Here is a 21,930-nt window from a genome sequence, read left to right on the forward strand (position 1 = left end):
CCTTTCTTAAATTATATAATAATTTTATTATTCAATTATTTTAAAATACCCCAGCTGCCTAGCCGCTACGCCCACCCCTCAAAAGAAAGGAGATGGCCATGGCTTTTCTCGCTCCTCCGTCACATCCCTTAACTGCTTCTTCAGTTTCCTCAACTTAGCCTTTTCTTCAGCCGTATATCCATCTCCTCCGTTGTCTGTTAGGCTCTTTTTCCACTTGTAGTGCAGATTTTCATGAATCCCAAGATTTCGCGAAACCTCAGATACTTTCCTGCCTCACTCTTTCTATAAGTCGTACTGCTTCAGACTTAAACTCTTCATCATACCTTCGTCTTTCCATCTCCTACTTCCGTTTCTGTATTCTACCTTATTTTCTTGTCCTCTGAATCGGGGTAAGATCCTTGGGAATTTAAATGCTCGTGATAGACAGTTGAGGCTTGATGAGGAACAAATACTTATATAAGCTGCCAGCACCAAATGGGTGATGGAGGCAATAATCTTTGCCCTAAACATGGGGATAAGGTTGGTAAGAGATATTTGCATATGACAAGGAAGCTCTTTACTGTAATATGAAGATTTGCCATTGCTAAATCTATGTAGATGTAGTAAAATACCCTATGCGCCCATGGTTCAATTGGATAGAGCGTCGGACTACGGATCCGAAGGTTGGGGGTTCAACTCCTCCTGGGCGCGTTATATTAAACATAACCCGTTGACAGCAGCCGAATGAAGCTATTTCTACTTTTTTTTGTACTTATCTATGCCTCCATGCACTTCTACGCCATGGCTGCTGCCAGTTCTGTATTTAAATTAACCCATGGCACTAAGGCTGGTATTGCCTTCATCATGCTTATTATGACGACAGCACCGTTTATTGTGAGATTCTCAGAAAAGGCCGGTCTGCATTCGACGGCCATGGTGTCTGCTTACACGGGATATTACTGGATGGGGTTTCTACTTTATTTTGTGCTGTCGCTGTTCTTTTTTGATCTATTCAGGTTATTTATTTATTTAGCAGGCAAGGTAAGCCATTCCAATCTGGATTTTTTAAGACTAAAGCTTACCACATCGTTTTATGTGTCGGTCTTATTTTCTGTCATTGTATGTGTATATGGATATTTCGAGGCAAGGTCAATTCGTATTGAAAAATTGGTAATCAGGACAAACAAGGTAAGCTCACCTGTTAAAATTGCCCAAATCTCTGACGTACACATTGGCCTGATCATTCGTGAAAAGAGAATAAAGGCCATCGTTGAGGCCATCGCAGGGGAAAACCCTGACGTACTGGTCTCAACCGGCGACTTTGTAGATGGTCAGCTTGACAAATTAGACGGTTTTGCAAAATATTTTGAAGCGCTTAACCCGCCTATGGGCAAATATGCCGTTACTGGAAATCACGAATTTTATGCAGGGCTGAATCAGGCTGTTTACTTTACAGAGCTATGCGGGTTCAAGATTCTAAGGAACACTGCTGTCAACGTTGGGAGTTCTGTAGTGATGGTCGGCGTTGACGATATTGAGGTAAATAATTTCAGGGTGCCGGATAGGGTAAGGCTTGATGCAGCAAGTGATGTGGCAGAAGTGTCAGAAAAAGAACTGCTAATGGGCATACCACCGGACAAATACACGATTTTATTGAAACACAGACCCAATCTTAATGATAATGAATACAGGCTTTTTGACTTGCAGCTTTCTGGACACACACATAAGGGACAAATATTTCCGTTCAATCTTATCACATGGATTTTCTACACAAGGCAGCCCTGGCTGAACAGTTTCACTACATGGGTGTATGTCCCAAATCAAAATGCGTTGGAAAAGGTAAGCGAAAGGGGCTCATTGTACGTAAACAGGGGCACAGGCACATGGGGTCCGCCAATCCGGGTACTCAGCCCGCCTGAAATCACTATTGTCGAACTTGTTCCTCTATATTACCGGTGATATGAAGCAGTATTAAAGCTGTAAAGCGTGCTGTATCTTATTTATATAGCAGACGTTTGCGATTATTCTTCCTCCCCGTCTTTTTAATGCGCAGTTGTTTTGTCAATGTTTAGGGTGGCAAGGCTCTGCAGCTAATTCTCTGGCGGCAGCAGCGCTAAGGCGTTTAGGAGGGTAGCTCTTGAGGCGTGTGACGTGCCGGGCGGGTAGACCTTTTCACCTATTTTCAGCCCCACGGGGATGTTTCTTTTTATCAGCGTCACTATTGTATATGTTATGCAGGAGATGCGCTCTTCCCTGTCTGCAATGCCTGTTGTGTTGTCAAAGTCTATAAGCACGGGGTCAAAGGACATCGAAGACAGCTCTTTGGTTTTCAATTTACCGGAGCGCGCCGTTGCCTTCCAACTGATGTACTTTAGTGGGTCGCCCTGTATGTAGTTTCTTATTGAGACTATGTCTGAGTCAAAGCCTGTTCTATCGGACGCACCTTCGCCTCCTGAGCGCATGCTTCTGCCATCAGCCCCGCTAAGTGTACACTTTTTTGGTGCTGGAAACACAACGAATTCTTTAGAACAGCTTACAGGTGTGCATCTCATAAAAAAATTGAATGGAAATACTGAGCAGATGTAAATATCCCTGACAAGATGAACTCCGCGTGTGGGAAACGTAAATGGAATATACTTATACTGCGCCGTCTTTGTATCAGTAAAAGGGAACATCACCACCGTGCCATCTGCCGTTACACTAAGCAGGAAGCCCGGCAGGAAGCCGCGATTGTTTGTAAGTGTTATCTTCAATGGGAATTCAACACCTGCATAAATCTCAGGAGGGGATTCTGTTGATACCTCAATTTTGCTCAGATTGCGCTTGCCGAATATACCTGATACACCCATAAAGCCAAGCATTGCAGCCGTGATCAGGTATATGAGGTTATTGCCCGTGTTTGCTGCCGAAAAACCCAGAAATATTGACAGTGATATGTAAATCCAACCGGCCTTGTTTATTTTAATTACGCCGGGGTAGGGAGTTCTTCGATTATGGATTTTACTATCTCCTTCTTTGTGTTTGAATCAATGTCTTCTTTAAACAATACACGATGGGAGATGGTGTATGGGGCAAGTGCCTTTATATCTTCAGGGATGACGAAATCACGGTCACAGAAATAGGCATGTGTCTTGGCGGTATTGGTAACGGCAAGCGCCCCGCGCGTCGAAAGCCCTGCGTACAGGTATTTATGTGTCCTTGTCTGCTCTACAAGGCTCATTATATAACCAAGAATCTTCTCCGATACAAAGACGTTGTCTTTGATTTGGTTTTGCATTTCAACTGTTTCGGATTTCTCCATAATCGGCTTGATAGAGTAGAGTTCCTCGCGCCTGCTGCCACCTCTGAGGATTTGCAGCTCGGCCTCTTTGGGTGGATAGCCTATGCCGATTTTCAGCATAAACCTGTCAAGCTGTGACTCAGGCAGGGGGAATGTCCCGTACTGTTCAACAGGGTTTTGCGTGGCGAGGACAAAGAACGGTTTTACCAGCTTGTATGTCTGCTCTTCTATTGTTACCTGTTTTTCACCCATAGCCTCAAGCAGCGCGCTTTGAGTCTTGGGGGTTGCCCTGTTTATTTCGTCAACAAGGACTATATTGCTGAATATCGGCCCCTTGTGAAACTCGAATTCCCCCTTGTTTTTGTTATAAATCGACAGGCCGGTAATATCCGACGGCAGAAGGTCACTTGTACACTGGATTCGTCCGAACTCAAGGCCTAGCGCCCTGGCAATGCCAATGGCAAGGGTTGTCTTGCCGAGGCCGGGCATGTCTTCAATCAACAGATGACCACGCGAGAAGAAGGCAACAAGCGACAGCTCTATCGCCGTCTCTTTGCCATGAAGAAACGGCGACAGACAATTTAATATACTTAGGATTCGTTCGTTTTTAATCTTTATTTCTTGCGTCTGTGTCTCCTTAGCCGGTGGTATCGACAATGTTTCCTACACCAAGGGCATTTGCACCTTGCTGCGGTTGATTAGACAGATTTTGAATCAATGTCTGCAGGAATGCCTGAAGTGAACTCAGGCTGCCACTGCTGCTGCCGCCTTGCAGGGTTTGTACCAGATTCTGGAAGGCGCTATTCAACTGTGAAGCGCTTGCCTCCTGAGTATCTGGAGTATCTGGAGTATCTGGGGTATTTGAATTAAGGTTCTGCAGGATATTCTGGAGACTTGATGTCAGATTGGTATCTGATGGGCTTGTGCCCTGTGAGTTTTGACTAATGGCCTGGAACAGGCTGTACATGAAGGCTGGGAGCGCCTGATTATCTTTGTTGTCACCGGACTGTGTATTTTCTCCGCCTGTGTTGGCTGTCGATGTTGGGGCTTGGGGCGCACCGGGCTGAAGGGTTGGTGCAATTCCGAGCTGGTTTAGCGTCTGCATAACGCTGTTCAAAAAGGCATTATTCTGTCCGCCGCCTTTTGAACCTTCGATCTTTCCTTTATCGTTATCACCGTTTGTGTCACGTATCGCACCGGTATTCTGAGTAGACTGAAGCAATGTGGACTGAATATAACCGGTATACGTCATACCTCCATTAACGCTGTCAACTGCCATGCTAACCTCCTTGCGATAAATTAAACCCAATACATATCTATCGGCTAACCTATCGGAATACTTTAGGTCTAACCTGAAAATATTATATTACGATAATTAATCTGCTGACATATTCGACAGCTTTATCTGGCGGCATCTTAGTTGTCTCTTTCGTCCGCCTGTCTTTTATCTCGACAAGACCATCTTTAAGATTTTTTGCCCCTATGATAATTTGATAGGGGATACCTGTCAGGTCGGCGTCTTTAAACTTTATGCCGGGGCGGATGTCCCTGTCATCTATTAAAAAATCGATGTGTCTCGAATTCAGGGCAGCACAAATCACATCTGCCGCCTTTATAGTTTCATTGTCGCCGGTACTCAGCGGCAGTATCAGCACAGGAAACGGGGCTATGGATACAGGCCAGATGATGCCGTTTTCGTCATGGTTTTGCTCAATTGCCGCCGCTGCCACCCGTGCTGGCCCTATGCCGTAACTTCCCATTATAATTGGGATTTCAGCGCCTTCCTTGTTCAGATACACTGCGCTAAGCGGCACAGAGTACTTTGTGCCAAGTTTGAATATATTCCCTATCTCTATTACCCTCTGAATCTTTAACGCCGCGCCGCACCTGACGCACCGTTCGTCTTGTCTTATGACGCGGATGTCGTGCCAGTCGGCCTGAAAATGAACCTCCGGGTTTATACCCTTAAGGTGATAATCTGTTTTATTTGCCCCGCCTGCGTAAAGTCCGGTTTTAATAGATGTGGAGGCGATGATCCTGATTTCTTTATTTATCATATTTACAGGGCCGATAAACCCGGCCTCAACGCCAAGTATCTCTACTATTTCGTCTTTATGTGCCGGTCTGTAGGGGCCAATTACGCGCTGGATCTTTTTTTCGTGCAGCTCCTCATCACCGCGCAAAAGGGCAAGCACTGGGGCGTCTTTTGTTATCAGAAGCAGGCTTTTAATAAAACTCAGGGGTGGTAGTCCAAGAAATCTTGATACCTCATCGACTGTCTTCATCCGCGGCGTGTGTACTTCCTCAAATGGCATATCAACTGGTGCATAGTCCGGCGGTACGGACACGGCAAGCTCCACGTTCGCCGCATAGCCGCATCTGCCGCATATGGCAATCTCGTCCTCACCGGCGTCACTTGGGGCCATGAACTCGTGTGCCGTTGTGCCGCCCATCATGCCGGGGTCAGACTCTACCTGATAAAACAATAAGCCTGCACGCGTAAATATCCTGTGATATGCCTGTGCGTGCAGTTCATAGCTTTTGTTAAGCCCCTCTTCGTCGGCGTCAAAACTGTAGCTGTCTTTCATTATGAATTCCCGTGTGCGCAGTATGCCGCTTTTGGGGCGGGCCTCGTCACGGAGTTTCGTCTGTATTTGATACCACATCTGGGGCAGGTCACGATAGGAACGGAGTTCCTTAGCGGCAAGCCATGTCATTATCTCTTCGTGTGTCATGGCAAGGCACATATCGCGGTCTGTCCTGTCCTTGAGGCGGAACATCTCATCGCCGATTGCATCCCATCTGCCGGTCTTCTGCCACACTTCAGCCGGGTGCAGCACGGGCATTGAAAACTCCTGCGCCCCGATTCTGTTCATCTCCTGCCGGATTATCGTGTTTATCTTCTCCATTACGCGCAGAAACAGGGGCAGCGATATATATAACCCAGCGGCAAGCTGCCTGATGTAGCCGCCGCGTATCATCAATATGTGGCTTACGGCCTCGGCCTCTGAGGGGGTTTCTTTGAGTGTGGGGATTAGTAACTTTGAATATTGCATGAAGTCTCCTTATTTACAGTATTGGTCTCTGAAGGAATGAATCGGAAGCGGCTCTCCATGTTCTACGGCGTCGAGGCAGCCGTCCTCACAAATATCGGCAACCACTGCGGAGATTTGCTCTTCTCTTTCGTTTGATGCTTTATTGAGAAAATGCTTCCATAGTTCATCGCCAAGTGCCTTGCACTTTATTTTAGCTATTGTCATGCCCTGTTTGAAGCACCCATTGTAGATGTCGTACAGGTCGTGGCAGCTGTCTGTCTCAACGGCGGCAGCACTGCCCGAAGCAAGCATAATCATGGCTATCAGCAACAGTAGTTTTCCTGACATCATTATCCTCCTGTATGGTAGTGTCTCAGTTTTACTTCTTCTACAAACATATATGGCATTTGTTTAAAAAAATAATCTTAGATGCTTTGGTTTATCGCCAATTGTTTTCTTTTGTAGAGAGATTAAATCAATGACTGCTCCGTACTGTATAAATACATCATGGAATGTATCAACATTTTTATTCCAATAAATCATAGCACATGACATTGGTGCTCCTTTCCCTTCATCTTTCCCCTCTACAAGAAAGCGCAGCCTTGTGTCATACAAGAAGCAGATAGCTGTTGCCCTTCCCCATACATAGTCTTTCCAATGTCTGGTGTTCGTCGCTACAGGCACTAACGCAAGGACTTCAGAGCCATAATTTTTGTGAGCATGAGCACATTTGTAGAGCCAGTGTTTTATTGTTGTTTTATTCTCTTTGTTTGCACCATAAGGTGGATTTACATAGATTGTGGGATAATTCCATGATTCTTTGAGGCCATCTTTGTATGGTAACATGTACTCCATTTCAGCATTAACGATAGACCATTTATTAGAACATGGGTCTAAAGTAATATTACCATTAAATACTTTTCTGACCGCATTAACATATTTAGGGGGAGTACACCAATCAACACTCTGAGAGTTCACTGTTCGTCCAGCAGTCATAAATACATCTACCACCATTTTTTAGACTTCAAAGTATTAAGTTCTTCACTAAGAACGACAAGCCGTTTCCCTGCTGGAGCGATGACATTAAACCAAGCTTCTATGTTTTTCTTATTGGTGTTGAAATAAGATTGGAGAGCAATATCAGCCGAAAGCAAAATTTTGACCTTTGTAAATTGATTAACACCCTTTTCACCTGTATAACTTATCTGAAATGCCTCCTTGACCATTAACAGTTCATTCGTGGGATTCAATAATAATTCTTCAATAAATTGGGCTATCCCTGCATCAGTTAAAAAAAGCAGCCAATCATAGGATTGTGCAAGGACTTTAAGTTCTTTGTTGTGGTTCTCAGAAGTGAACCAATTACCATGATTGCTTACAACACCTACTGTCAGAATAAATCGAGAAAGTAATTCTTTATCATTAGATGCAATGATTTCAGCCATCAATTCATAATAATCACCATGTCTAAACGCTCCATTCTGTTTTTGAATTAGCCCTCCCATGCTTCCATCAATAAGCCTAATCTTCTGCAAAGAGGATACTGTCCGCGCTACATATGCGCCTTGTTTAGCTTTTTCAATTGTTTGCGGTCCTTTCCTCATTCCCTCTTCTACTCCTACCCGCTTACACTCAAATATTGCAAAAGGCCGTCTTCTAAGAGATACAATGGAATATTGTCCTCCATCTTTTGTATAACTATCAAGGTACGCATTTACAAAAATCTCGAAACCGTCATAGATTGTGCATGAATTCCGCAAAATCAGATTTTTACTCAACAAAGCATGTGATTTTATTGTATTTTTAGATATTTGATGCCTGATAAGAGATTGATTCTTAGCCATTTTTACTGCTGTTATTGGAAGTTGATTTGCTTCAAAAGCCACTTTTGTTAAATGGGTTGAAGGATGAAGACTATACTCAACATTATGTGTTATATCATCATTGCCAAACTCTGGAAGTGGTTTTTCTATTGCTATATTTCTTTCAAGCCCCCACGATTTTAATGCATAGAACGTAATAATCTCGACTATGGTACCAAGCGCTCGTCCGGCGGCTTTTTTGGAATCTTTAGCATAATGGAACACCGACTCAGTAAGAGCCTTCTGGATTTGGTCAACCGATTGATATGACATGCCATATTATACTAATAATCGGACGATTTCTTCAATACTCCATGTATGTTTAGATATTCCTGCATGCTGGAGTTATCCTTAAAACCTTATAAATCCAAGATACCACATCTGCGCCACTTATCTCTGGGGCAAAAAAAATCAAACTGAGACACTACCTAAAATCATGTTACCGCTATAAGGGTCTGGCATTTAAAGACTGTTATATAATATAATATACAAAGTAAAAATAATTCAAATAAAATACAAGGATAATTATGATTAAATTTGCTCCTGAAGGGCTGCCGTTCATAGCGGGGGCCGCCGCCGTTACTGTTGCCGTGCTTGCCGCCCTGAGAAACTGGATTGCGTTCATACCGTTTGTTATCACTCTGTTTATGTTTTACTTTTTTAGGGACCCGGAGCGTGCAACGCCTGTTGATGCCGGGGCGGTTATCTCACCGGCAGACGGGAGGATTCTCCTTGTCACAGAGGTTAAGGAAGAGGAATTTATAGGAAAGGAGGTCAGGAAGATCAGTATATTCATGTCGCCGTTAAACGTACACGTCAACCGCGCCCCCTATGACGGCGAGGTTGTAAGCGTAAAACACACGCCGGGGAGTTTTAAAAAGGCATTTCTGGATGAGGCGTCACTCCATAACGACAACATTGCAATGGTACTAAGAACAACAAAAGGAGACATTCTCTTAAGACAGATAGCAGGCTCAATAGCCCGCCGCGCCGTGTGCAGGGTAAAGCCCGGAGATGCGCTCAAGCAAGGACAGCGCTATGGCATTATAAAGTTCAGCTCAAGGGTGGATATTTACCTGCCGCTCTCAGCAAAAGTTATCGTAAAGCCGGAGGACAAGGTACTCTCCGGTGAGACAGTAATAGCCCGGTGGGACGAAGGCGCCGCTAAATGAAACGCGGAGTTTATATCCTGCCCAATGCCCTCACACTTTGCGGGATGTTTTTTGGATTTTACGCAATAATTGCATCGCTCAAGGGCAACTATGTCCATGCAGGATGGGCAATAATGATAGCCAATATATTTGACGGACTGGACGGCTGGACGGCGAGGATTACTAATAGCACGTCAAGATTTGGGATAGAGCTGGATTCCCTTTCTGACTTAGTCGCCTTTGGGGTGGCCCCGGCTGTGATGGTATTTAGTTGGGCGCTGGCGCCGTTTGGACGGATTGGCTGGGCTGCCGCTTTTCTATATGTAAGCTGCGGTGCGCTGCGCCTGGCCAGGTATAACGTCCAGATGGTCTCTACTGAGGCTAAACATTTTACCGGAATGCCAATCCCCGCAGCGGCGACGATTTTAGCGACGTATGTGATATTTTATCATACAATGTGGAGTGATCCACCGGGCAAGAGCGTCTTCGTATTGGTTTTGACAGTGGTGCTTGCAGTGTTTATGATAAGTACGCTCAGGTTTCATGGAGCAAAGGAGCTGAATCTGAAGACGAGAAAACCATTTATTTTTCTTGTACTTCTCATAATACTGCTGTCAGTGATTGTGATGCATCCGCCGATTACGCTTTTTGCGCTTGCAATTTTATATGTAGTGGTTGGTATAGTAGAGAATACTTATTTGCTGTATGCGAGGAAGAGAACTGTGACAAAGGATAATCAAATATGAGGATAATTAAGATATTCGATACGACCCTCAGAGACGGTGAGCAGTCCCCCGGGGCCACGATGAACGTAGAGGAGAAACTTCAAATTGCAAGGCAGCTTGCCAGGCTCAATGTCGATATAATCGAGGCCGGCTTCCCGATAACAAGTCAGGGGGATTTCGAGGCCGTAAAAAGAATAGCAGATGAGGTCAGAGGTGTTACAGTCTGCGGCCTTGCACGGGCAGTCGATAAGGACATAGACCGTGTTGCAGAGGCGGTGAAAGGTGCTGACAGCGGCAGGATTCACATCGTGATAGCCACAAGCGATATTCATTTAAAGTATAAGCTGAAGATGGACAGAGAGGCGGTGCTTGCTATGGCAGTGAAGGCAGTAAAACATGCGCGCCAGTACACAGACGATGTAGAGTTCTCTGCCGAGGATGCCACGCGCTCAGACTGGGACTACCTATGCCGTGTCACAGAGAATGTTATAAAGGCAGGGGCAGCGACGGTAAATATACCGGACACGGTGGGATATACTATTCCACAGGAGTACGGTGAATTAATAGAATATTTGATGAGCAGGGTACCCAATATTGATAAGACTGTTATATCGATACACTGCCATAACGACCTTGGACAGGCTGTGGCGAACTCCACTGCTGCCATATTAAAAGGGGCTGGACAAGTTGAATGTACGATAAACGGCATAGGAGAGCGCGCCGGTAACGCCTCATTAGAGGAAATAGTGATGACACTAAAGACACGACCAAAGTATTTCAACGCCGACACGAGGATAAACACCCGCGAGATATATAAGACAAGCCGTATGGTATCAAGAATAACAGGTATGACCGTACAGCCAAATAAGGCCATTGTCGGCGACAACGCCTTTGCCCATGAATCAGGCATACATCAGGACGGCTTTCTGAAAGAGCGCTCCACATATGAGATTTTGAACCCCGAAGAGATAGGCATCCCGCGCAGCAAACTAATACTTGGCAAACATTCAGGACGGCACGCCTTTAAGGACAGGCTGTCGGCGCTTGGGTTTCAGTCATTGACCGAAGAGGAGATTAACAAGGCATTTGAGCGTTTCAAGGCCCTGTCCGATCAGAAAAAACATATATTTGACGAGGACATAGAAACCCTGATAACGGATGAGATTACAAAGGAAAGTGATGTTTACTCCGTTGCGTCATTACACGTGGTAAGCGGCACAGGGCAAAGACCGACAGCAAAGATAAGCCTCTCAATAAAGGGGCAGATAAAAGAGATGGAAAGCACCGGAGACGGCCCGGTTGACGCAGTATATAATGCCATAAAAGAATTGACGGCGACAAAGAGCGAGCTAAAAAAATATGAGATAAAAAGTATAACTGGCGGCACGGACGCCCTCGGTGAGGTAGTAGTGCTGCTGGAGGAAGACGACCGCGTAGTGCGCGGAAGCGCCTCAGACCCTGACATAATCGCGGCCTCAGCAAAGGCATATATTAATGCGCTTAATAAACTAACGGGAATAAACAGGATTGTAAAGAAGGGAGTCTAATGCGTTTGTCCTGATTCTCCAGAGGTCTTGACATCTTTAAGCAAATCCTTTATACTAACGGTATGAGCCTGCTGCCGCGCATGTGGCGCGCTGCCTGAAAAGGTATCGTCCGTGCGCGCGTGAGTGGTAGCAGGCTTTTTTATTTCTGTCAGACTATGGTCGTAAAATAGTTTCCCATGCTTGGTTTCCTTTATTGTCAATTTCACTCGGTAGAAGTTGTTGCCTACCTCTACTGGCGCATGGAATATATGTATGTTTTTTATATTTGGGTCATTATTTCTATCTGGACGCGTTTCAGTTAAAATAGCATTTTCTATCAATTCAGGGATTGCTCTAACAGCCTTAATATGATTAAATATGGCAACTCTTTTACCGCTCAATACTTTTCCTATTCCTTTTCCTGTTACGGCTATATCCCACCCAGTATCTTTGTTGGGAAAAGATTTTCCCTCAATATTGTCTTTAGCCCATTGCCTGATTTCATTATCCGCCTCTTTAAGCCCTCTTTTAAACATCTTATCATCAATTCTCGCTATCTTCACGTCCGGTTTTGACATACAGGATGTATCGGACATTAATTTGGGATTCTTAACTTCTTCAGAGTTCACCCTCAATGCCTCTAATTGCTTCTGTATATCGGGCTTCTGGTTCCTGTAGTGTCTGGCGAGTAGGTATTTTTTTCAAATGCGTTTGCCTCTTCTAAAGTACAACGGCTTATTCAGCAGTACAACGGCTTATTCTATGGTGTATAACTGTTCGAAGAAAATATTGTCTTTAATCCCCTTGCACAACAAAAACGCGACCACTTCGGTTGGTTTAAAATATAGTCTCAACTGCCAGAGTTTTTTCTCCGTTTGGGTGAGCTTTCCCTCAGGCAGGTCTTTTATAATCTCACCGATTCTTTTTATCGTGTCATCGTCGTATACCTTCAGGAGTTGAAGTTTTTCTGCTACCACGTTTGTGTCGTGAATATCGAGCAGAAACTTTCTTACGATGCTTTTAAGGGATTTAAAGAAACCCGAACCCGATGACGACCTCAGAAAGGCTGGTATATCAAGGAGAAACGAACTGATTTCTTTGACATGCGGCAGGTTGCCAAGGTACTTAAGCTGAACATTATATTTAGTAGTGCAGTGGCTTATGAGCGACCCTACGAGATTATTTGACTCCACAGTGCCTATTCTGTTGAGTACAAGGCATGGCCTGAACTCTGCGCTGATTTCATTTACCAGTGGATAGGCCGACGGGTCTATCTGCATGACCTTCTCAATAAATGTATTGAGCATAAGGGAGTCACTATAGGCAGAATCCTCAGCCATAGATACAAGAATCGGGGCAAGCTGCGCGTGATTTTTGAATACGCCGTGAAGTTTACGAAATAGTGTCCCTTTGATAAATCTGTACGAGTTCATGATTGCTGCCGGTTCTGCTACAGTAACGATAAACCCAATATCTGAGGATATAAAAAAGTCCATCGTGTTCAGGTCCATGCCTGCCCCGAGGTCTATTACTATGAAATCGGCATCAAGGGCCTTTATGTGTCTGAGCAATTTTATCTTAAGTGATGACCCGGGGCTTGACATCGAGGGCAGATAATGGGCGCCGCTTATTAGTTTCAACTCAGGCACCCTTGTTGAAATCACTACTTCGTCCAGTGTCTTGACCTTCTTCTGGAAAAAATGTGACAGCGACAACGTCTGCCCCAATATCCCCATGTAGGTGTGGAGGTTGGCCCCTCCTAAGTCTAAATCAATCAATACAACCCTGTAACCCATCCCAACTAAAGTCGTTGCAAGGGTTATGGAAAAGACACTTTTCCCCACTCCGCCCTTGCCACCGGCAACGGCAAGTATATGTCTGGCCTTTCGTTGAGCTGCCATTAATTATCCAATAGTATCGACAGAGGCAAATTTTGGCTCATGAAAAGGCATCAGTATATCTGCCATGCCCTTGACCTTCAGCATTATGTCATAGGCTTTGTAAGGATTTATGACCGTACCCGATGGAATTACCTCAAGCCCCATGCCTCTTACCGGAGGGGGAGGGTTGAAGTTCTCCATAATGCAGCAAAACCCTGTGATTATTGCCTTGCCGTCTTTGGTGTCTATCATCACACTCATCCCGCCCTCTGTATGCACAGGCGTGTGAAACATGCTGATGCCTGGTACGACTTCAATATCCTTGTCTGTTGTTATTATCTGCCCATTTTCTTGTACGCCTAAGATGAAGTCTTCCATGTAACGGTAATCGAGGGGGTGTGGGTCTAAGATTGTCTGAATTTCTTTTTCGTGGACATATATGCTGGCATTGATGCACTTGTCGTCGTTTTCGCAGTGGTCATTGTGCAGATGTGTGTGAATGACGATGTCTATCTCTTCTGGTGCGGTATCCCAGCGGGCAAGACCTTCTTCTAAGGATGTGTAAATCCTGCCGCCTATTGCCTCCTCCCGAGCCTCAGAGCGCGCGGGGCTTAACTCACCAGTATCGACTAATATCTTGTGCCCGTTACCTTCTATGTACCAGCTATATATGGGTATCGTGTATTTCTGCCCATAGCCGAATTGATATGTCATAAAGGACTTGTCAAATACCTTCGTGCCCATTACAATGGGATGGATTTTGTATAGACTCATATACGAACCTCCTTAAGTGCATTTGTAGTAATAAACTCATTTGCGTGCCTGAAAGAGTAATTAGTTAAATATTAACACAAAATTCATGCAAAATAAAGCACATTTCGGAACAGGGCAAACGCACTCCAGCCACAATTGGTCAATTATCGTACTACTTTAACTCAACCCCAAATGTTACAATACCAGCAGCATGTCTAAACAATATGACAAGATAATAAAGGAAGTTCTGAAAGATGTCATAGACACCCTGTTAACGAGCGTAATTGGACTGAAAACCGTTAAATCCACACCCGTAGAAACAAAACTTCAGATAACGAACGAGCGTGAGGCCGATTTTATTGTTATGGTAGAACTGGAAGATGCTTCGCAGTGTCTGGTACATATAGAATTCCAGACCACGAACTATGCTAAGATGGCATATAGGGAGCTGCGCTATTGGGTTTACATCACAGAAGTTTACGATATTCAGCCGCTGCAATATGTGTTTTACATAGGCAGCGAGCCACTTACAATGCCTGACACAATCAAAACGAAGACGGTCGACTATCGTTATAATCTTATAGATATGCGAAATGTGGATTGCGATAAATTTTTGTATTCAAACAGACCGGAAGAGGTTATAATCGCAATCTTGTGCAATTATCAAAAGAAAGGTGTTAAAATATTTATAAGAGAGATATTGAATAGACTGAAGGAGCTGGTACCGGAGGAAACGCTCCGGGGCAAGCACATAAGACAGGTGGAAGTTTTGTCGCAGTTGAGGGATTTACAGGACGAGGTATGTAAGGAGGCAGAGGCTATGGCAATAATGTATGATATGGAAAGGGACGTAAGGTTCAAACAGGGATTGGCCGAAGGGCAACGCAGGGGGCTGCTTAAAGGGCAACAAAAGGGTCTGCTTGAAGGGCAGCGTAAGGGTCTGCTTGAAGGAAAGCGTGAGGGTCTGCTTGAAGGAATTGAGTTAGGACTTGAGCTTAAATATGGGGCATTCGGGCTTGATCTGATGGATATGGTCAGGGCAGTGGATTCTATAGATAAGTTGGAACATCTTAAAAATCTTATAAAAAAGACCAGCTCGTTGGATGAGTTGAGAGGATTTTTTAGGGAAAACATATAATTAGTGTTCACACTACACCACCTTTTCTCAGGGTGAGTGTCTCACTTGACAATAGAACGAGCAATAGACGATATTAGTATACTATAGACTAAGGTAGTGCGGCTGCATGGCGGGGGTGTTGACGCCATTGGTCGCAGACCAGATAGATTATTGTAGATTTGCGGCATGATACCATGCTGTTATTACATAAGGAGGAGAAGGTATTATGAGAGAAGTTGTGGTGGTAAGCGGAGTTAGAACCCCTGTGGGGGCATTTGGCGGCTCGTTGAAGGATGTCTCGGCTATTGACCTTGGCGCGCTTGTTATTAAGGAAACCCTGAAGAAGGCGGGTCTGAGACCTGTTGTCAGCGACGAGGCAGCGGGCTTCGCGCCGGATAAGCTGAAAGACAAGGGTATTACTGAGCTTGAAAAGAAATATCACGACTACGCAGATTCCCTTAAGCCCATCGCCGTAGACGAGGTGATAATCGGCAACGTCGTACAGGCCGGGCAAGGCCAGAACCCTGCAAGGCAGGCAATGATTCGGGCAGGAGTCCCAAAAGAAACCCCAGCCTATACGATTAACAAGGTATGCTCGTCGGGTCTGAAATCAGTGGCCATTGGCGCCGCCTCGATAGCGAGCGGGCAGGCAGATGTGGTTATTGCCGGTGGTATGGAGAGTATGAGCAACATCCCCTTTGCCATGCTGCAGGCCAGATGGGGCTATCGCATGGCACTGACCGGCATAGGCGAAGTCCATGACCTCATGGTATTTGACGGCCTGTATGAGATATTCTATGGCTATCACATGGGCATAACCGCTGAGAACATCGTAGACTTATACGGCATCAGCAGGCAGGAACAGGACGAATTAAGCCTCCTCAGTCACCAGAGGGCACGTGCGGCCATGACAGACGGCACATTCGCCGATGAGATAATCCCCGTAGTGCTGAAAGGCCGCAAGGGAGACACCATCATCGACACAGACGAAAGACCTATGGACACAAGCATGGAGAAACTTGGCAAGATGAAACCGGCGTTCAAAAAAGACGGCTCAGTAACAGCCGGTAACGCATCAGGCATAAACGACGGCGCGGCCAGCGTGCTTCTGATGTCGGCAGATAAGGCAAAGGAATACGGTCTTGAGCCATATATAAAGATTAAGGGCTTTGCCTCCGGCGGCGTTGACCCTGCCTATATGGGACTTGGGCCGGTGCCTGCCGTGAGAAAACTCCTCAAAGCAAATAACATGACAGTGAAAGATATAGACTGCTGGGAACTCAACGAGGCATTTGCGGCACAGGCAATCGGCTGCCTCAGAGAACTAGGACTTCCAAACGATAAGCCCAATGAACTGGGCAGCGGTATATCGCTTGGCCACCCAATCGGCTGCACCGGCGCCAGGCAGCTTGTCACCGGCATGAGGCAGATGAAGCGCAAGGGCCACAAGACCGGCATCATCAGCATGTGCATAGGCGGCGGCATGGGCTTTGCGATGTTAGTGGAGAGATAAGCTAACCTCGATAAACTCTGGGATAAACCCTGAGATAGACCCTAATATAAACCCTAATATAAATTATGTTACGGCGGATACACAATAACCTGTTTCCGCCGTTTCTTTTTGTTGTCTTTTTGTGTTATAATATGACTTGTGTTATAATATGACTTGTGTTGCATGATGGCGCTAAGTTAGTTGATAACCGTCTTTGACGGCTTGTTGATATTGAGTCTTGTTTTCCACTGGCTTGAGGGCAAGCGTAGGATAACTGGTATGCAAAAGTGAAGATATATCCAAAAACTACTATCATTTTGTTGTCCATAGCGCTATTGCCGATTATCACAATCAGCGTCACCGCTTATTACATCGCAGAGTCATTATTGAAACACCACATTATTGACAGCCTTGAGGCAACTGCAAATATCCAGAAAAGAAGAATAGAAAACAATTTACTGAGGAGTGTCGAGCGAATGAATCTCATCACGAGCAGACCTCCGATGCGTGCAGCGTTTGAGAATTATTTGAGAACCGGTGATAAAGAACAACAGAAAGTCGTCGTCACTGTTTTATCCAGTGCAAAGTCCGTGGTAAAGGACATTCTTGATATTCACATTTTGGACATAGAAGGAAAGGTGGCCGTCTCGACAAATGATTCGTTACACGGTGTTGACTTTTCCAATGAAGAATATTATATCAGGGGAAAGAAAAGTTACTCGTTGAGTGCTTTTTCACTCATCAATAAGGATAAAGTCGTTAATTATCTTTCTTGCCCGTTAGTACATGAAGATAGAATGCTGGGGATATTGGTCGTGGAAGCAACATTTGACAGAATTATTTCAATCACCAGTGATTATAGCGGACTGGGAGAAACAGGGGAATCTCAACTTGCAAAGTTTGATAATAACGGAGACGCCCTGATTATCGTCCCCATGAGATTTGATGGAAGTTCAGCGTTGAAAAGGAACATCAGTAAGAGCAATATTAATAGTCCGATTATTCAGGCATTATTGAATAAAGAGCATATCCTGTACGATGTAATCGACTACAGAGGAGAGCCAGTTATGGCTGTAACAAGGCATATAGGACAGACAAACTGGGGACTGGTTATAAAGATAGACAGAGACGACGCCTTTTCTCCGCTTATCAAATTACGCAATCTATTTATTGGATTTACCGCTGTTACGGTTATACTCGTGCTGATAATCTCTTTTTATAGCTCCAGATCAATAACCAGACCTATTGTGAATCTTATTACCGCTGCAAGGAGGATAAAGGAAGGTGACACCACTGCATCAGCAGATGTTAGTTCAAGCGATGAGATAGGCTTCCTGTCGGAGACGTTCAACGATATGACTATAAGCCTGTTAGAAGCCAGAAAAAAACTGGAGCACGATATCGAGGAACAATACAAGATGTTTTTCGAGAATGCCGTGGAGTCTATATTGCTCTGTGAAGCCGAAGGACAGCACATCGGGGCAATAATAAGGGCAAACAGGACGGCCTCGGAAATGTACGGTTATTCTATCGAAGAACTCCAGCATATGTCCATCTACGACCTGAATGTAGACGATAAGGAAGACTATGACAGAGAATACCTTGACAATATCTTATCAGGAGAGCGAATACGCGGTGAAACAATAAATGCGAGGATGGATGGACACTGTTTCCCTGTCGAATTTACGGCAGTCCTGCTGGAGATTAAAGATAAAAAATATGTTATCACATTTTCGACCGACATAACGCAGCGTAAAAAAATAGAGGCAGCACAGATTGCGGCCAGAAAGGAAGCCGAAGAGGCCAACAAGGCAAAGAGTGAATTCATTGCAAATATAAGCCATGAGATACGTACTCCGATGAATGCAATCATCGGCTTATCCGCCCTTGCCCTTAGAACCAGTTTAACGGCAAAGCAGCGGGATTACATTGAAAAATCGTTACTGTCGGCCAGGTCATTGTTGGGAATAATAAACGATGTCCTCGATATTTCTAAGATAGAATCCAACAAACTCAAAATGGAATCTATAGATTTCAATCTTGACGACATTTTAAACGATATCGCTGCCATTCACACGTTGAAGGCCGAAGAAAAGGGCGTTGAACTGATATATTCACTCAGTGGCGAAATTCCAAGACAGTTGATAGGCGACCCTTTGCGCTTGGGGCAGGTTATTACGAATTTGCTGAACAATGCTATCAAATTCACTGCAAAAGGAGAGATTATCCTGTCTGTGAGGGCATTGAGTGTAATGGAGACAGAGGTCATTCTGGAGTTTTCGATAAGCGATACCGGTATAGGAATCAAACCAGAGCAATTACCGTTATTATTTCAACATTTTACCCAGGCAGATACCTCTACGACGAGAATCTATGGCGGAACAGGGCTTGGATTGACGATATGTAAAAGTCTGGTGAAACAAATGAACGGTGACATAACCGTAACGAGTGACTACGGCAAGGGAAGCACATTTACGTTTACCGTACTTTTGGGCTGCCAGAGGCCGTGCGGGGTGAATCGTTACACATTTCCATACGGTTTTCATAAACTCAAGGCGCTGGTTGTGGACGATAATGAGACTTCAAGGACTATCTTAAGGTCGATTTTAGAGGCCTTCACCTTCAGAGTAACGACCGTGGATTCAGGGGAGTCGGCGCTCAACGAGATAAAAAGGGTATCGGGCGCGCCGCAGGAGGAGCAGTACAAGTTGACTTTGATGGATTATAAAATGCCAGGGATGGATGGCCTGGAGACTGTAAAATGTATAAAGAACGACGCTGCCCTCATCCATGTTCCTACAATAATTATGGTCACTGCACATGACAGCGAAGAGCTTAGGCAGTCTGCCAGAGAACTTGGCGTTAATGTGTGTCTTAATAAACCCATTCATCCCTCACATTTATTTAATGCCATACTCGAAGTGTTTGGCAGGTTTAAACCCTTATCCGCAAGGAAACTTGAGATGGAACCTCATCAGCCAGAAGACATCAAAGGCGCCAGGGTATTGGTCGTCGAAGACCACCCGATTAACAGACAGATTGCCAGGGAATTACTTGAACTCTCAGGAGTTAATGTCGAATTTGCCAACAACGGCCTCATAGCCGTATCAAAAATAGTTGAACAGGGAAATGTCTACGACGTTGTTTTAATGGACATACAAATGCCGGAGATGGACGGATTTCAGGCGACGGCTCAAATCAGAAAAAAATACTCAAAAGACGAACTTCCAATTATTGCAATGACGGCACATGCAATGAACGAAGAGGTAGAGAAATGTCTTCGGTCAGGGATGAATGACTATATATTAAAACCAATAGAGATGGAGGACTTTTACAATAAACTCAGCAAGCACTTGAAGACCCGGCTTAACTGGCACGAGGCAGCACCACCGGACGATGAGTGTTTCCCGTATGAAATTGATGGTATCGATGTGAAGGCCTTATTGAGGAGGCTCAATTACAATACAAAGCTGTTTGAAAATATTATGTTGGAATTTAGAAGCGCCTCTGAGGGTATCAGAGATGAGTTAGCGGCTGCAATCGCCGCAAAGAACTACGATAGGGCAAAGCATCTGGTTCATGGCCTGAAGGGAATGACAGCTAACATGTCGGCCATTAACATCCATAGTGAGACAGCAGCAATAGAAAATGCCTTATCTGATGGGGCGCCGGTAAATCTGGACAAATTAGTGGCAGAACTCAAACGCCTAAACAACTCAATAGATATGTTTAAGCGTCAAAAACAGGGCGCATCTGACTCTAAAGACACCACAGCACATGTAGATTTAGACTCCTTAAAAGATATATATTTAAAACTGAATACACTTCTCAATGAAAACGCCCTGCATACGATAACATATTTTGAAAGTATAAAGGGCGCTATTGAAGGTGTATCTGGGAGAGAAACGGCTATGAAGCTGCAGGAAAATATAACAAATCTAAACTATGCCGAGGCTCTTTCTCTGCTGAGACAAATCTTCGGCAAGTTTAATTTTACATGATCGAACAGGGGGGATAATCATGAGTACGGATAAGCAGAAAATATTAATAGTTGACGATATGCCGATGAATATAAAGATATTAAACGAGGTGTTACAGGAGGATTATCTGACATATTACGCAACCGGCGGAAGGCAGGCTATAGAAATGGCCAAGGTATTAGACCCTGACTTAATTCTTTTGGATATTATTATGCCGGAGGTAAATGGATATGAAGTATACCGGGCAATTCAGGACGACGATAACCCCGCAGGTATACCAATAATATTCATAACGGCTATGGATGATGACATCGATGAGTCATACGGGTTAAACATAGGGGCTGTGGATTATATCACCAAGCCCTTTAACCCGTCTATAGTGAAATTACGGGTAAAAAATCAACTTGAGTTGAAAAAACAAAGGGATATCTTATCTAAACTAGCCGCAATAGACGGCTTAACGGGCATATCAAATAGAAGAACTTTCGACGATTCCTATAAAAAGGAGTGGACAAGGGCGGTGAGAATGAAATCCTCATTATCGCTGCTGCTTATTGATATCGATTATTTTAAACTTTACAATGACAGCTATGGACATATACAGGGAGACCTGTGTCTGAAAAAAGTAGCTGAGACGCTGCAAGCATGTCTGAAACGCCCTGCAGATTTGGCGGCAAGATATGGTGGAGAGGAATTTGTCTGCCTGCTTCCAGAAACCAATATAGACGGTATCATACAAATAGGCAGTCACATAAGGGCATCTGTAGAGGGGTTGAAAATACCCCACGAACAATCGCTTGTTTCCAAGTTCATTACCATAAGCATAGGGGGCTCAGAGGCACGCCCTACTCCTGACATATCACCTGAGTCATTTTTATCCCACGTAGATAACATTCTTTATCAATCAAAAAAAGAGGGGAGAAATCTGTTAAAATACGACGTTTTTCGGTAAACTGTTTGTGCAATACCCTGCCCTTGTTTCTATAAGGCAGGGTTAGACAGGGCAAGCGCATTTGAAAAATCAGGCAGAAATTGACAATACTTTTGGTTTTGACCAATAGTTTCCTGGATTCCCGTTTTCCAGACTGTGTCATAATAGCACCCCCCTTTCTTTTGAGGGGTGGGCGTAGCGGCTAGGCAGCTGGGGTAT

Annotated in this window: 18 protein-coding genes, 1 tRNA gene and 1 pseudogene; 9 read left to right on the forward strand and 11 right to left on the reverse strand. The window is 44.6% G+C overall.

Annotation, left to right across the window (positions count from 1 at the left end):
• Positions 1–78 precede the first annotated feature (78 nt).
• A pseudogene (locus ASN18_RS17895) lies at positions 79–261 on the reverse strand (transposase); the annotation flags it as partial.
• A 355-nt stretch (positions 262–616) separates the two neighbouring features.
• Here ASN18_RS17895 and ASN18_RS03120 point away from each other — a divergent pair.
• Positions 617–690 (forward strand) — tRNA-Arg (locus ASN18_RS03120).
• Positions 691–723: 33 nt separating this feature from the next.
• Positions 724–1,938, forward strand: a complete 1,215-nt coding sequence (locus ASN18_RS03125) for a metallophosphoesterase (protein ID WP_085051148.1) — start codon at positions 724–726, stop codon at positions 1,936–1,938.
• A 131-nt stretch (positions 1,939–2,069) separates the two neighbouring features.
• Here the strand turns inward: ASN18_RS03125 and ASN18_RS03130 are convergent, their stop codons facing one another.
• The 7 genes from ASN18_RS03130 to ASN18_RS03160 all read right to left on the reverse strand — a co-directional run bounded on the left by ASN18_RS03130 (position 2,070) and on the right by ASN18_RS03160 (position 8,429).
• Positions 2,070–2,828 carry a DUF58 domain-containing protein gene (locus ASN18_RS03130; RefSeq protein ID WP_236861475.1) on the reverse strand — a complete coding sequence of 253 codons (759 nt, stop codon included), beginning with the start codon at positions 2,826–2,828 and terminating at the stop codon, positions 2,070–2,072.
• A gap of 116 nt (positions 2,829–2,944) precedes the next feature.
• On the reverse strand, positions 2,945–3,877 hold the full coding sequence (locus tag ASN18_RS03135) for an AAA family ATPase (RefSeq protein ID WP_085051165.1): 933 nt from the start codon (positions 3,875–3,877) through the stop codon (positions 2,945–2,947).
• A 19-nt stretch (positions 3,878–3,896) separates the two neighbouring features.
• A complete protein-coding gene (locus ASN18_RS03140; protein WP_085051150.1) occupies positions 3,897–4,538 on the reverse strand; it encodes a hypothetical protein in 642 nt (213 codons plus the stop codon).
• An 82-nt stretch (positions 4,539–4,620) separates the two neighbouring features.
• A complete protein-coding gene (locus ASN18_RS03145; RefSeq protein WP_085051151.1) occupies positions 4,621–6,315 on the reverse strand; it encodes a proline--tRNA ligase in 1,695 nt (564 codons plus the stop codon).
• 9 nt (positions 6,316–6,324) lie between these two features.
• Positions 6,325–6,642: a hypothetical protein gene (locus tag ASN18_RS03150; protein ID WP_085051152.1), complete on the reverse strand. Its 318-nt coding sequence runs from the start codon at positions 6,640–6,642 to the stop codon at positions 6,325–6,327.
• A gap of 63 nt (positions 6,643–6,705) precedes the next feature.
• Positions 6,706–7,308 carry a phage N-6-adenine-methyltransferase gene (locus ASN18_RS03155; RefSeq protein ID WP_236861477.1) on the reverse strand — a complete coding sequence of 201 codons (603 nt, stop codon included), beginning with the start codon at positions 7,306–7,308 and terminating at the stop codon, positions 6,706–6,708.
• Positions 7,299–8,429: a hypothetical protein gene (locus tag ASN18_RS03160; RefSeq protein ID WP_085051153.1), complete on the reverse strand. Its 1,131-nt coding sequence runs from the start codon at positions 8,427–8,429 to the stop codon at positions 7,299–7,301. The genes ASN18_RS03155 and ASN18_RS03160 overlap by 10 nt, the downstream gene beginning before the upstream one ends.
• A 254-nt stretch (positions 8,430–8,683) precedes the next feature.
• Here ASN18_RS03160 and ASN18_RS03165 point away from each other — a divergent pair, with 254 nt between their 5' ends.
• Genes ASN18_RS03165 through ASN18_RS03175 form a run of 3 tightly spaced genes read left to right on the forward strand, consistent with a single transcriptional unit; the run spans position 8,684 to position 11,579 of the window.
• Positions 8,684–9,328 (forward strand): phosphatidylserine decarboxylase family protein, encoded by a 645-nt coding sequence (locus ASN18_RS03165; RefSeq protein ID WP_085051154.1) that lies wholly within the window; start codon positions 8,684–8,686, stop codon positions 9,326–9,328.
• Positions 9,325–10,053 (forward strand): CDP-diacylglycerol--serine O-phosphatidyltransferase, encoded by a 729-nt coding sequence (gene pssA / locus ASN18_RS03170; protein WP_085051155.1) that lies wholly within the window; start codon positions 9,325–9,327, stop codon positions 10,051–10,053. Before ASN18_RS03165 ends, pssA begins: the two co-directional genes overlap by 4 nt.
• A complete protein-coding gene (locus ASN18_RS03175) occupies positions 10,050–11,579 on the forward strand; it encodes a 2-isopropylmalate synthase (protein WP_085051156.1) in 1,530 nt (509 codons plus the stop codon). Before pssA ends, ASN18_RS03175 begins: the two co-directional genes overlap by 4 nt.
• Here ASN18_RS03175 and ASN18_RS03180 read toward each other — a convergent pair.
• The 3 genes from ASN18_RS03180 to ASN18_RS03190 all read right to left on the reverse strand — a co-directional run bounded on the left by ASN18_RS03180 (position 11,576) and on the right by ASN18_RS03190 (position 14,212).
• Positions 11,576–12,187, reverse strand: coding sequence for an LPD3 domain-containing protein (locus tag ASN18_RS03180; protein WP_085051157.1), 612 nt, complete (start codon positions 12,185–12,187; stop codon positions 11,576–11,578). The two genes, ASN18_RS03175 and ASN18_RS03180, sit on opposite strands and share 4 nt — an antisense overlap.
• Before the next feature lie 126 nt (positions 12,188–12,313).
• Entirely contained in the window at positions 12,314–13,459 is a 1,146-nt protein-coding gene (locus ASN18_RS03185) for a nucleotide-binding protein (RefSeq protein WP_085051158.1), read from the reverse strand.
• Positions 13,460–13,462: 3 nt separating this feature from the next.
• Entirely contained in the window at positions 13,463–14,212 is a 750-nt protein-coding gene (locus tag ASN18_RS03190; RefSeq protein ID WP_085051159.1) for an N-acyl homoserine lactonase family protein, read from the reverse strand.
• A 190-nt stretch (positions 14,213–14,402) separates the two neighbouring features.
• Between ASN18_RS03190 and ASN18_RS03195 the strand changes: the two genes are divergently transcribed.
• The 4 genes from ASN18_RS03195 (at position 14,403) to ASN18_RS03210 (ending at position 21,732) form a co-directional block, all read left to right on the forward strand.
• Positions 14,403–15,329, forward strand: a complete 927-nt coding sequence (locus ASN18_RS03195) for an RpnC/YadD family protein (RefSeq protein ID WP_085051160.1) — start codon at positions 14,403–14,405, stop codon at positions 15,327–15,329.
• Positions 15,330–15,534: 205 nt separating this feature from the next.
• Positions 15,535–16,821, forward strand: a complete 1,287-nt coding sequence (locus ASN18_RS03200; RefSeq protein ID WP_085051161.1) for a thiolase family protein — start codon at positions 15,535–15,537, stop codon at positions 16,819–16,821.
• A gap of 266 nt (positions 16,822–17,087) precedes the next feature.
• Positions 17,088–20,801, forward strand: coding sequence for a response regulator (locus tag ASN18_RS03205; RefSeq protein WP_085051162.1), 3,714 nt, complete (start codon positions 17,088–17,090; stop codon positions 20,799–20,801).
• A 19-nt stretch (positions 20,802–20,820) separates the two neighbouring features.
• Positions 20,821–21,732, forward strand: a complete 912-nt coding sequence (locus ASN18_RS03210; RefSeq protein ID WP_085051163.1) for a diguanylate cyclase domain-containing protein — start codon at positions 20,821–20,823, stop codon at positions 21,730–21,732.
• Positions 21,733–21,930 lie beyond the last annotated feature (198 nt).

Source organism: Candidatus Magnetominusculus xianensis, from assembly GCA_001541255.1.
Lineage (GTDB): Bacteria > Nitrospirota > Thermodesulfovibrionia > Thermodesulfovibrionales > Magnetobacteriaceae > Magnetominusculus > Magnetominusculus xianensis.

Bases quoted from the DNA above. Each gene is read 5' to 3' on its own strand.
- ASN18_RS03125 (WP_085051148.1), top strand. From the start codon at position 724: ATGAAGCTATTTCTACTTTTTTTTGTACTTATCTATGCCTCCATGCAC.
- ASN18_RS03130 (WP_236861475.1), bottom strand. From the start codon at position 2,828: ATGGGTGTATCAGGTATATTCGGCAAGCGCAATCTGAGCAAAATTGAG.
- ASN18_RS03140 (WP_085051150.1), bottom strand. From the start codon at position 4,538: ATGGCAGTTGACAGCGTTAATGGAGGTATGACGTATACCGGTTATATT.
- ASN18_RS03145 (WP_085051151.1), bottom strand. From the start codon at position 6,315: ATGCAATATTCAAAGTTACTAATCCCCACACTCAAAGAAACCCCCTCA.
- ASN18_RS03150 (WP_085051152.1), bottom strand. From the start codon at position 6,642: ATGTCAGGAAAACTACTGTTGCTGATAGCCATGATTATGCTTGCTTCG.
- ASN18_RS03155 (WP_236861477.1), bottom strand. From the start codon at position 7,308: ATGGTGGTAGATGTATTTATGACTGCTGGACGAACAGTGAACTCTCAG.
- ASN18_RS03160 (WP_085051153.1), bottom strand. From the start codon at position 8,429: ATGTCATATCAATCGGTTGACCAAATCCAGAAGGCTCTTACTGAGTCG.
- ASN18_RS03165 (WP_085051154.1), top strand. From the start codon at position 8,684: ATGATTAAATTTGCTCCTGAAGGGCTGCCGTTCATAGCGGGGGCCGCC.
- pssA (WP_085051155.1), top strand. From the start codon at position 9,325: ATGAAACGCGGAGTTTATATCCTGCCCAATGCCCTCACACTTTGCGGG.
- ASN18_RS03175 (WP_085051156.1), top strand. From the start codon at position 10,050: ATGAGGATAATTAAGATATTCGATACGACCCTCAGAGACGGTGAGCAG.
- ASN18_RS03185 (WP_085051158.1), bottom strand. From the start codon at position 13,459: ATGGCAGCTCAACGAAAGGCCAGACATATACTTGCCGTTGCCGGTGGC.
- ASN18_RS03190 (WP_085051159.1), bottom strand. From the start codon at position 14,212: ATGAGTCTATACAAAATCCATCCCATTGTAATGGGCACGAAGGTATTT.
- ASN18_RS03195 (WP_085051160.1), top strand. From the start codon at position 14,403: ATGTCTAAACAATATGACAAGATAATAAAGGAAGTTCTGAAAGATGTC.
- ASN18_RS03200 (WP_085051161.1), top strand. From the start codon at position 15,535: ATGAGAGAAGTTGTGGTGGTAAGCGGAGTTAGAACCCCTGTGGGGGCA.
- ASN18_RS03210 (WP_085051163.1), top strand. From the start codon at position 20,821: ATGAGTACGGATAAGCAGAAAATATTAATAGTTGACGATATGCCGATG.